The sequence below is a fragment of the Fulvivirga aurantia genome (assembly GCF_009711475.1).
Lineage (GTDB): Bacteria > Bacteroidota > Bacteroidia > Cytophagales > Cyclobacteriaceae > Fulvivirga > Fulvivirga aurantia.
Genome location: NZ_SMMD01000852.1, coordinates 1 through 11,469, shown reverse-complemented (window position 1 = coordinate 11,469; position 11,469 = coordinate 1). Strand labels below are relative to the sequence as shown.

Sequence of the window (11,469 nt, the reverse complement as noted above, 5' to 3'; positions counted from 1 at the left end):
AGACATTTTATTAATTATTTAGAAAATATACCGTAGACCAACGCCCCCCTGTAGCCTCATCCAGCCCGGATCTTCAACTACATCATAATAGCCTTCTACTTCGAGAAATGCAGAAATAGGCAGTTCGAAATAGGCATATTCGATACCAACAGCGGCTACTGGTCCCATCGTTACATTACTAACGTTGAGTTTACCTATTTCATTTTCTGTAAAGTTTATTTCCAGAATATATTCGTACTCGATATCTAACTGTCTCCATTGCCAACCTGCACCCACATACCACTGCAGCCCTTTAAGCAAATCTGAGGCATCTTGCTGAAATAGTACTTTACCCTCGAGCACCCATTCGCTATTTACCTTGTGTGTAGTATAGCTAATGCCCTGGTCACTATTTAGGGTGTCTTGTGTTGTATAATTTGAGAAATTATTGCGATGATACTCACTGTAAAGTCCGCTGGCTGCCGAACCCGCATCGATCACAAAGCCAAGCCTCTTATGAGGGTAAAACTTGTAAGTAAAAGCAAACGGATCCCCAAGCTTAAAACCAATGCCATGATAAGGATACTGACTGTCTTCAAAAATGGGGCAAACCACGGAGGCTTTGCTTCGTGAAATGTTAATGGGTTTATACCTTCCTTTATAAAAATTAGTCGATCTTTTCTTTTGCGCCACTGCCTCTGGTGCGAGAGCAATTAGCCATGAGCAAATTAGAAAGACGAGATAGCGATATTGCATTATTTAGGTTTTGGCAAAGCTGCAGATAAAGCTACAAAATAATTAAATTATTTCTTTGTATTGCATTTTATGAAGCTGAGCGTAATACCCATCCTTTGAAATTAATTCGTCATGAGTACCTGTTTCTTTTATCTCTCCCTTATCTAGTACAATTATTTTATCTGCTTTTTGGATTGTAGAAAGCCTGTGTGCAATTACAATTGATGTCCTGCCTTTCATCATCTTGTCTATCGCCTGCTGGATAAGCTCCTCAGTTTCAGTATCTACTGACGAAGTGGCTTCATCTAAAACCAAAATTTTAGGATCATAAACCATGGCACGCACAAAAGAAATTAGCTGTCGTTGCCCTACTGATAAAGTTGACCCTCTCTCCTGTACATTATAATCGAGGCCACCTGGTAATTTTTCTATGAACTTTCTGGCACCCACAAGATCTGCAGCATTTAGCATTTCTTTTTCACCAATCTCTTCATTGCCGAGATTAATATTTTGACCAATGGTATCAGAAAACAGAAATACATCTTGTAAAACAAGTCCTAGCTTGGCTCTCAAAGACTCCAGCTCATACTCTCTGATGTCTTTACCATCTACCTCGATAGTGCCTCTATTTATATCATAAAACCTATTGAGCAGGTTTATCACAGACGATTTACCCGCACCTGTGGCACCTACTAAAGCCACTGTTTCTCCTGATTTTACATCGAAGGAAATATCTTTTAGTACATACTCATTGTCTTTATAGGCAAACCATACATTTTTAAATGACACGTCACCATCTATATGGTCAGGCTCATGAGTACCTTCATTAGGAATGTGCTCATCATTGTCTAGCAATTTCATGATCCTTGATGAGCTCACTATACCAAGCTGCAGTGTATTGAACCTATCAGCAATCATCCTTATAGGCCTGAAGAACATCTGAATGTACATAATAAAGGCAATCAGCTTACCCATGGTAATTCCTGTTATTGCCTCATTTATGACCCCCTTAGCTCCATACCATACCAAAAGGCCTATACCTGCCGCACTGATAATTTCAGCTACCGGAAAGTAAATAGAATAATAAAGAACGGATTTTAAATTTGCTCTGCGATGCTCCCGATTAATCTCTTTAAATTTCTCTTCTTCTCTCTTTTCACTACCAAAAATCTGCACGATACTCATACCGGTGATATGCTCCTGTACAAAAGAATTCAGGTTAGAAACGGCATTTCTCACATCATTGAAAGCCACCTTAATTTTTTCTTTGAAGATATAGGTACTGATCAATAAAATAGGCAATGTAGACAAACTGATGAGTGCCAATCGCCAGTCACTCACAAACATTACGATGAGTATAAAAACCAGCTGTAGTAAGTCACCCACCATAGCGGCTAACCCTTGTGAGAATACATCGGCCAATGTCTCCACATCGCTTATTGTACGGGTCACGAGTCGACCAATTGGCGTATTATCAAAAAATTTTAGTTTAAGCCTCACTAGATGCTTGTATAATTGAACACGAATATCTCGAATGATATACTGGCCCAACCAACCTGACATAAAAGTATGCAGGTATTGCACAATAGCTCTTAAAACTAACAGGCCAACTAAGATCATGATCATCATGACCATGCCGTTGTAGTCGCCAAAAGCTACATATTTATCAAGTGTTTGTTGTATGAGTAACGGTTGTAAAGGTGCCAATACACCTAAACCTACTGTGAGTAAAATCAGAAAGTAAAACTTTCCATTGTAGGGCTTCACGAATTTCATCAGCCGCTTCAGCACCTTAAAATCTACTATACTCCCGCTGTTTACTTTCTCTTTTTCCAAGTGCTAGGTAAATATTTCTTCAGGATAGGTTACCGATGTTAAATAAAGTCCTACTGCCGGAGCTGCCGAACCAGCCTGGCGTCTATCCTTGTTTTCAATTATTTCTTTGAAGCTATCGATTGTCAGCCTTCCGGTACCTACTTCTAGTAAGGTCCCTACCAGTGCTCTTACCATCCCTCTCAAAAACCGGTTGGCAGTGACATGAAAAGTAATATACTGACCGTCCTTTTCCCATCGCGCTTCTGTAATGGTGCAAATAAAGTTATTAACTTCTGTTTTCACTCTACTAAACGCCTGAAAATCATGCTCCCCGAGTAATAACGCAGCGGCTTGATTCATGGTTTTAATATCTATTTCTTTTGTATAATAGTAAGCCCTCCCTTGCGCAAATGGCCACTTTTGATTTGTGATTCGGTACTCGTAAGACCTACTCGTAGCATCAAAACGAGCATGAGCCTCATCGCCCACTCTAGCTATTTTTTGAATGCTAATAGTCGGTGGCAGGAAGCTATTCAGCTTAAAACGCAATTTTTCTGTATCTATCTTCGTCTGTAAATCAGCATGAAAGAATTGTTGCTCACAATGCACCCCGGTATCGGTTCTGCCACTACCCATGATGGTTATATTTTCCCGGGAAATTGTCGACAAAGCCTCTTCCACCACCTGCTGTACAGAAATGGCATTTTTTTGTCGCTGCCACCCATGATAGCTGTCCCCATCGTAAGCTATTTCAAAAAAGTATCTCAAGATTCTTCCCCGTTCATAAATTTCTGAAATAGGTCTACATACTGGCTCACATGATAGCCATCGAGCAGCGCATGATGCACATGCACAGACATCGGCATCATTTTTTTATCACCATCATCGTACAACTTGCCAAAACTTATCTTTGGTACTGAGTCAGGTCTTTCTAGATCTCTTGCATGAGATATTGAAGTAAATTTTAGCCAGGGCAGGGCGGAGTAATAGATTACATGTTGCTCGTCACCCGGTTTGAGTGTACTTTCTGCCTTTACTTTATCTGTAACTTTCCTGGCTTCTTTACAGAAAACCTCAAAATCAGGGTGAAATGGAAAATAAGAAAACCCAAATGTGCCATCTTCGCGACCGACTGTAGGTGCCGGATCGATGCGCTCATATATCACGACTTTGTCACCTTCTATACGGTATTTGAATGGCTCTACTGTGTTTACTGCTTTGAGTGAGTTGTAGAGGTAATAGAGGTAAAATGAGTGGCCATTTTCTTTGGCAAATTTGTGAGCCAAAGTGCAATCGATATCTACCACGATGCCATAAAAAGGCTCGGAAAACCCCCTGAAGAAATGGAAATGATCTCTCCTGTTCCAGGCGTCTATATCTAGATAGGTCTTATTCAAAGCTTAGAGGTAATTAAGAACTTCTGATAATGATTCAACCTGTTGATAACCCACACCATGATCTTCGTCTTTACTCACAGCCTCATGCTGCCACGTAATTTCATAAGGCACATATATGGCTTTAGCCCCTATTTTTACAACTGGTAAAATATCTGATTTTAGAGAATTCCCAATCATCAGAAATTCTTCAGGCTTTACATCAAGGTGTTTAATAAGCTTTTGATAATCTCTTTCATGCTTATTACTCATTACTTCCACATGGTGGAAGAATTTTTCTAACTGAGATTTTTCCAGCTTTCTTTGCTGATCCAGCAGATCACCTTTGGTCACCAATATTATTCGGTATCGATCTTTAAGCTCATTTAGGATATTTTCTACCTCATCGAGCAATTCTACAGGCTTATTGAGCATTTCTTTACCTAAAGAAAGCACTTTGGCAAACATCTCATGAGTCGCCTTTTCACCTGCTATTTCAACTACAGTTTCGGTCATAGAAAGCATAAACCCTTTGATACCAAACCCATAGATTTCCAGGTTTTTCATTTCAATATCAAAAAGAATTTTCATGACCTCCTCTTTTGGCAAGAAATCAGAGAGTAGCTCACAAAATGCGTCTTCTGCTTCTCTGAAGTAGTTTTCGTTTACCCAAAGCGTATCATCAGCATCGAAGCCAATTACTTTTAATGCCATATTTTGGTTAGACTTTTTCGTAAATGACAGCAGCACCTTGCCCTACACCAATACACATGGTGGCGAGTCCGTACTTTACGTTTTCTCTTTTTTGCATTTCGTGAATTAGTGTAGCACTTATACGAGTACCACTAGCTCCTAGAGGATGACCTATAGCTATTGAGCCTCCATTCACATTCACAATGTCAGGATTAAGTCCCAAGTCCTGTATACAAGCCAGTGATTGAGAAGCAAATGCTTCATTTAGCTCAACCAAATCAAGGTCTTTTACTTCCAGGCCTGCTCTTTTTAATGCCTTTTGTGTAGCTGGTATTGGTCCCACACCCATACAGTCTGGAGTTACACCAGCTATTGCCATTGATACCACTCTCACTTTTGGTTTGAGGTTATATTTCTTTAATACATCTTCATTCACTAATAAAGAGACAGCCGCACCATCATTAACACCAGATGCGTTTCCGGCCGTCACGGTACCATCTTTCTTAAAAGCAGGCTTAAGTGAGGCTAGTTTATCCACAGAAGATAACCTGGGGTGCTCATCTGTATCGAAAATAATTGGATCTTTTTTACGCTGCGGTACATGTACTGGCACAATCTCATCTTTAAACTTATCCGCTTCAAAAGCTGCCTTATACTTCAATTGTGTGTTATGAGAAAACTCATCCTGAGCTTCTCGTGAAATTTTCCATTTATCAGCTACATTTTCTGCAGTCTCTCCCATGCTGTATGGGTAGTACATGTCGGCCAATTTAGGGTTTACAAACCTCCAGCCAATGGTAGTATCGTAGCTTTCTATTTTACGGCTGTAAGCAGACTCCGCTTTTGCCATAACAAATGGCGCACGACTCATGCTTTCTACACCTCCTGCCAAGTATGCCTGCCCCTCATTTAGCATGATAGCTCTTGAGGCATCCATGATTGATTGAAGGCCAGAGGCGCATAGCCTATTAACGGTAACACCACCAACTTCTATTGGCAATCCTGCCATCAATAGAGCCATTCTGGCTACGTTTCTATTATCTTCTCCTGCTTGATTGGCAGCACCAAAAATTACGTCTTCCAGTAATTTTGGATCCAGGTTTGGGTTTCTTTCAATAATTGCTTTGATCACATGAGCGGCCAGGTCATCTGGTCGCACCGAAGCTAATGTACCTCCAAACTTGCCCACAGGCGTCCTCAAAATATCAACTATATATGCTGTTTTCATCGCTTATTCTGTTTTGTAATCAATTTTCAATTAGCGTAATTTGCACTCGCAATTTAAGTCAATAGCCATATGTTACAAAGGATTCAAACCGTATTTCTCCTTTTAGTCGTACTCCTGATGGGAGCTCATCTTCTACTGCCATTATGGTCTTTCAGCTCGGAGGACTCAGAAGTGTATTACAAACTATTCTCCTATTATTTTGAAAGTAACCCTGGAACTGAAGAAGCCTCCAGTACAGTTTATTTTCCCTTTGCTACTGTAGCTTGTCTTGCTGTTGCATCAATCGTAGTGACAATAATTGAAATCAGTAAGTTCAAAAACCGATTGTTGCAAATGAAATTAGGCGCCCTTAACTCTATTTTTATGGCTGGCACCATGGGGTTAGGTGTTTATTTTGCTACTGACTTAATGGAAGTAAAACAAGTGGTGGGTAGCTACGGACCAGGTCTTTTTTTACCAGGTGCAGCCATGATTCTTAATGTAATCGCTAACAGATTTATCAGAAAAGACGAGAGGCTGGTCAGGTCTGTAGATAGAATTAGATAAAAAAAAAGAACCCCGCGAGGGGCTCTCTCAAAATCTATCTGTAAACCTCAGATTAGTTTACCATTACTCTTCTTTTGTTGCTTTCGCCACTGTTAGTATACTCAAGGTAGTACATTCCTTTAGAAATCTCCTTACCTTCAAGCACATCAACTTTAAAAGTGCTGATGGCTAACTTCTCTATGATTAATGTGCCATGTGCATCATATAATCTGATTGAAGCCTTGTCTGATGGGTTGCTATCCAAAGCAACTATCAATTGATTCCCTGTAGAAGGGTTAGGATATACTTCAAAGTCAGTTGATATTGTGTACTCTACACTGATAGTTTCGTGTATTGTTTGCTTACCATCAAAGTCTTGCTGTACAAGTCTGTAATAGTTAGCGCCATTAGCCGGTAAGTCATCTACAAACTGGTAGTTATTTACTTCATTGCTCGTGCCATTTCCTCTTACGTTGCCGATGTATAAAAACTCACCATCTACCATTCTCTCTACTATAAAACGCTCGTTGTTTAATTCGCTGGCTGTAGTCCAGTTTAAGATAACCTCATTAGTTGTTGATGAACCGCTGAAGCTTACAAGGGAAACAGGTAAAGCAGAATCTTCACTTGTTATTGTCCAGTCAGAAAAGTGGTTTGTAACTATAGTGGCACTCGTTCTTTTACCATTTACGTTAGAGGCTATTTCTGTAGCTCCACCAACGATCTCCCACTCAGTACCATTTGTAAATCTGTACATCTGCATCGGTAGAGTAATATCATTACCATTATCAAACCCCTCAAACCACTGCATCGATATCTCTCTACCACTTACAGGTTGATTTTCTACAGTTACATTCCAGGTTACTGCAATGCTTTCTTCACCTGGATTGAAGTTGATGCCAGATGGACCCGTCATTCTAAGCATACTCACGCTACCCAAATCATCAATACCCGTTTCTATAGTGTAGCCGAAGAATGACAAACCTCCAGTTCCTATTAGTCTCTCTTTCATTTCAACAAATCCGATTACTTTGCTGTTAGTAGACTCAACAGGGTCAGATGCTGTTGTTTCATAAATTACTTTACCAACACTGTTGGTATGTAAATCTCCATTTATAAATTGAGTGCTATCAGTAACAGTAATAGGCTGGTTGCCCAATTTCACGCCATTAGCGGAATTTATTACCATTTTCTCAATTACAGGCGCGGAACCAAATACATTATTTGGTAAAACCATTTGACCATTTGCGATCTCACCAGCTTTTCCAAACGCTAAAGTTGTGGCAGGAGCCAGTACAAATTTACCTTTTCCTGGCACCACATTGATCGGTGATATGTCAGTATGTAAGTTCATTACACCGCCATTGAAGACAAAATTGCCTCTTTCCATAGTTACTTTTCCACCAATTTCTAAATCAGATCCGCTGGCAACTACCACATCTATTCTTACACCATTATTATCTTTCAATGTAAGTGATGAGCCATTTTCTACAAAAACATCAACTCCATCAATTCCTGATACATTAAGCACTTTATTAACAGAATCAGCCGACATTGTAATATGAGTGTTATTTCTAACAATTAATGCTCCCACAGTTTGATTCTGAACATGTAGCAAATTAACCGTGTCTCCGGAATTAAAAAGTAAAACATCATTATTTGCAAGTATCGCAAGAGCTCTTACCGGACTCCAATTGGTAGGTAGATAATATCTATCACCCAATAGTCCTTCACCTCCATTCCAGATATAGGTATTTTGCCCTAAAGCATTGATTGCCAGAATCAAAGAAAACGCGAGTGTGATTAATGATTTCATGATGTTAGTGTTTTGTTACTTCAAATATTGCAATCAGAAGCGTCCAAAACATGAGTGAAAATCTGATTTTCAAAATCGCTCAAAAACGGCCTAAATCTTACACAGAACAGAATTTTCCTTTTTTACAAACCATTTATCGAAAAACTCCTCAGTGAATCCTGTAAACTGACATCGGGGCAAACCCTGAGAAATGTATCAGGGAAAACTGCCAATATGTCATTTTTGCAAGGTTGGAACAGTGTTTGAAATCTGGAAGGCATCGAATTTTATTTAACTAAAACTTAAACAGATAATGGAAAAGGGTACAATTTCAATCCATACCGAAAACATATTCCCGATCATTAAAAAGTTTCTCTATTCAGATCATGAAATCTTTTTAAGAGAGCTTGTATCTAACGCGGTAGATGCCACTCAAAAGCTTAAGCGTATGTCTAGCTTAGGTGAGTACAAAGAAGAAATGGGAGATCTTACCATCGAGGTGAGCTTTGATAAAGACAAGAAAACCATAACCGTAAGCGATCGCGGTATTGGTATGACTGCCGAAGAGATTAAAAAGTACATCAACCAGATTGCTTTTTCAGGTGCAACCGAGTTTGTTGAGAAGTTCAAAGACAAGGGTGACGCCAAAGATATCATTGGTAAGTTCGGTCTGGGTTTCTACTCAGCATTTATGGTTGCTAAGCAAGTAGAAATTATCAGTAAATCTCGTGAGAAAGGAACCGAAGCAGCCAGATGGGTATGTGACGGATCTACGGAGTTTGAAATTGGACCTGCAGAGAAAGAAGATAGAGGTACTGATATTATTCTGCATATCGCAGACGACTCAGAAGAGTTTTTAGATGAGTGGAGACTAAAGGGAATACTGGATAAGTATTGCAAATTCTTACCGGTGCCTATAAAATTTGGTAAAGAAACCGAGCAGGTAGAAGATGGCAAAGACGAAGAAGGTAAGCCTAAGTATAAGTCAGTAGAAAAAGATCGTATCATAAACGATACCGACCCTCTATGGACTAAAACTCCTGCTGACTTGACTGATGAGGATTATCTCAAATTCTATAAGGAGCTATATCCAATGTCAGAAGATCCATTATTCTGGATTCACCTGAATGTAGATTATCCTTTTAATCTTACAGGTATTCTGTATTTCCCTAAGGTTAAAAACGATTTCGAAGTTCAGAAAAATAAAATACAACTATATTCTAGACAGGTATTTATCACAGACGAAGTTAAAGATGTGGTGCCTGAGTTCCTCATGTTGCTTCATGGTGTAATTGACTCGCCTGACATTCCACTAAACGTATCGAGAAGTTACCTACAGTCTGACAGTAATGTAAAGAAGATAAATTCTCACATCACTAAAAAAGTGGCCGATAAACTAGGTGAGCTATTTAAGAAGGACAGAGCCAGCTTTGAGTCTAAGTGGGATGATGTAGGCATTTTCGTAAAATACGGAATGATCAGTGAAGAGAAGTTTTACGAAAAAGCTAAGGATTTTGGCTTATTTAAAAACACAGAAGGTAAGTTCTTCACATTTGATGAATACAAAGAGCATATCTCGGCCAACCAGACTGATAAAGATGGCAATGCCATATATTTATACACCACTGACCCTGGCAAGCAAGACGCTTATATACAGAGCGCCAAAAATAAGGGATATGATGTGTTGTTGATGGATGGTGTGATAGATAGCCATGTGATAAACTTCCTGGAGCAGAAGCTGGAAAAAACACAGCTTAAGCGTGTAGATGCCGACACTGTAGATAAACTCATTGATAAAGATGAGAAAATTGAAAGTGTGTTGAGCGAAAAAGAGGAAGAGAAAGTAAAGGAGATATTTGAAAAGGCCATTGACAATAAGAACATGACAATCAAAGTCGAGTCACTTTCTCCTGACGAAATGCCTGTGACTATAACCATGTCTGAGTTTATGAGAAGAATGAAAGATATGGCTAAAACCGGAGGAGGTGGTTACGCGATGATGGGCAATATGCCAGATCAGTTTGATGTAACTGTAAATGCCAACCACGCAGTAATCAGTAAAATCTTAAAAGCTAAGAAAGAAGAGAAAAAGGCACAATTAGCCAAGCAATCATATGACCTGGCTATGCTGTCTCAAAATATGCTGTCAGGTGCAGACCTTACAAACTTCATAAGAAGAAGTGTAGAGTTGTCTGCTGAGTAAGCATATTATTAAAACAATCAATGCAACATCCGGGGTTTATATAAGCTCCGGATGCTTTCGTTTATAGCACAACGGAACTTTTAAAAGCGAGCTTTCATTTGAAATAAAAAAGCTGTTATTTCGTTTCGATCACAGAAAAAAATGCATTTAAAGAAACTAATCATAATAGCCACTATGCTGGCAGGATGCTTTACACTCTCAAAGGCTCAGGTGGTAGACCCTGAAAGCCGGGATGAAATGTTTACCATCGACACTCCTATAACTATTGAGCTAGATGATAACGAAGAAGAGGAAGACGATTTTGTAAAGCCTAAAGAAAAGAAACGTAAGAAAAAGGTATTTTATGGCTTAAAAACAAAAAAGCGTTATACCAAAGAAGGCTATGGGGAAAAGACTACTGTAGAGCTTTTTTATGTACTGAAAGAACCACTACCGCTTGACCCTTATGTGAGGGATATCTATTGGCTCGATTACCGTAGAGGAGCCATAAGAAAGGGTGGCAAGTTTGACCCAAAACATGGGGCGATACTCCATGGCCCATATGAGAAAAGACGTGGTGATCAAACACTTGAAGAAGGTATATTCTATAAAGGAATGAAGCACGGCCGCTGGGTGAGTTATGATAAAGACAACTTACTGGTAGATAAGGAGAAATACTACAAAGGCTGGCCAAAAGAGTCCCTCGTAAGTTACTATGGTACCGAGAGAGATAAAATGAAAGAGATCGTACCGATCGAGTACCAGGAAAAGGAAGGCAACTACTATTACTTTCATGAAAATGGCAGAGTAGCAGTAAAAGGAGAGTTTAAATGGGACCAAAAGGTTGGTGATTGGATAGAATACTACACCACGGGCCGAAGAAAAAAGATAATAAGATACTCCAAAGATCCATTTGACGATGAGTTCAGACCTTACATCTGGAAAGAATGGACTCCTAAAGGCCAATTGGTCTATGAGAGCAGATAGGCACCACTCACATAAAATAATACAATATTTTAATCGTAAATAATTATTATTTATTACATCAGTAATAATTGTTTATTTTCTTTCAGACAATCCACATAAAACTACTTTAATAAGATCGCTTAATTAGTTATCTTAAATAAGCTGAATTATTCGTTTT

10 protein-coding genes are annotated in these 11,469 nt (G+C 39.2%); 3 read left to right on the top strand and 7 right to left on the bottom strand.

What is annotated here, in order from left to right; translation table 11 throughout:
• Nucleotides 1-18: 18 nt before the first annotated feature.
• From E1176_RS12930 to E1176_RS12905, 6 genes are all read right to left on the bottom strand, one after another.
• Nucleotides 19-735, bottom strand: coding sequence for a hypothetical protein (locus E1176_RS12930; RefSeq protein ID WP_155211050.1), 717 nt, complete (start codon nucleotides 733-735; stop codon nucleotides 19-21).
• Between the two features lie 42 nt (nucleotides 736-777).
• Nucleotides 778-2,490 (bottom strand): ABC transporter ATP-binding protein, encoded by a 1,713-nt coding sequence (locus tag E1176_RS12925; RefSeq protein WP_155211052.1) that lies wholly within the window; start codon nucleotides 2,488-2,490, stop codon nucleotides 778-780.
• Nucleotides 2,491-2,553: 63 nt separating this feature from the next.
• Nucleotides 2,554-3,297, bottom strand: a complete 744-nt coding sequence (gene truA / locus E1176_RS12920; protein WP_155211049.1) for a tRNA pseudouridine(38-40) synthase TruA — start codon at nucleotides 3,295-3,297, stop codon at nucleotides 2,554-2,556.
• Nucleotides 3,294-3,926, bottom strand: coding sequence for a chloramphenicol acetyltransferase (locus E1176_RS12915; RefSeq protein WP_155211048.1), 633 nt, complete (start codon nucleotides 3,924-3,926; stop codon nucleotides 3,294-3,296). Before E1176_RS12915 ends, truA begins: the two co-directional genes overlap by 4 nt.
• Before the next feature lie 3 nt (nucleotides 3,927-3,929).
• On the bottom strand, nucleotides 3,930-4,616 hold the full coding sequence (locus E1176_RS12910) for an HAD family hydrolase (protein ID WP_155211047.1): 687 nt from the start codon (nucleotides 4,614-4,616) through the stop codon (nucleotides 3,930-3,932).
• Between the two features lie 7 nt (nucleotides 4,617-4,623).
• Nucleotides 4,624-5,823: a thiolase family protein gene (locus E1176_RS12905; RefSeq protein WP_155211046.1), complete on the bottom strand. Its 1,200-nt coding sequence runs from the start codon at nucleotides 5,821-5,823 to the stop codon at nucleotides 4,624-4,626.
• A 69-nt stretch (nucleotides 5,824-5,892) separates the two neighbouring features.
• Here E1176_RS12905 and E1176_RS12900 point away from each other — a divergent pair, with 69 nt between their 5' ends.
• On the top strand, nucleotides 5,893-6,369 hold the full coding sequence (locus E1176_RS12900; protein ID WP_155211045.1) for a DUF4293 domain-containing protein: 477 nt from the start codon (nucleotides 5,893-5,895) through the stop codon (nucleotides 6,367-6,369).
• 52 nt (nucleotides 6,370-6,421) lie between these two features.
• Here the strand turns inward: E1176_RS12900 and E1176_RS12895 are convergent, their stop codons facing one another.
• A complete protein-coding gene (locus E1176_RS12895) occupies nucleotides 6,422-8,164 on the bottom strand; it encodes a T9SS type A sorting domain-containing protein (RefSeq protein ID WP_155211044.1) in 1,743 nt (580 codons plus the stop codon).
• Nucleotides 8,165-8,453: 289 nt separating this feature from the next.
• On the opposite strand from E1176_RS12895, the gene htpG reads away from it, so the two are divergent.
• Both htpG and E1176_RS12885 read left to right on the top strand, forming a co-directional pair.
• Complete coding sequence (gene htpG / locus E1176_RS12890) at nucleotides 8,454-10,346, top strand: molecular chaperone HtpG (protein ID WP_185152794.1); 1,893 nt, start codon at nucleotides 8,454-8,456, stop codon at nucleotides 10,344-10,346.
• Between the two features lie 141 nt (nucleotides 10,347-10,487).
• Nucleotides 10,488-11,312, top strand: coding sequence for a toxin-antitoxin system YwqK family antitoxin (locus E1176_RS12885; RefSeq protein ID WP_246206045.1), 825 nt, complete (start codon nucleotides 10,488-10,490; stop codon nucleotides 11,310-11,312).
• The last annotated feature ends 157 nt before the right edge of the window (nucleotides 11,313-11,469 follow it).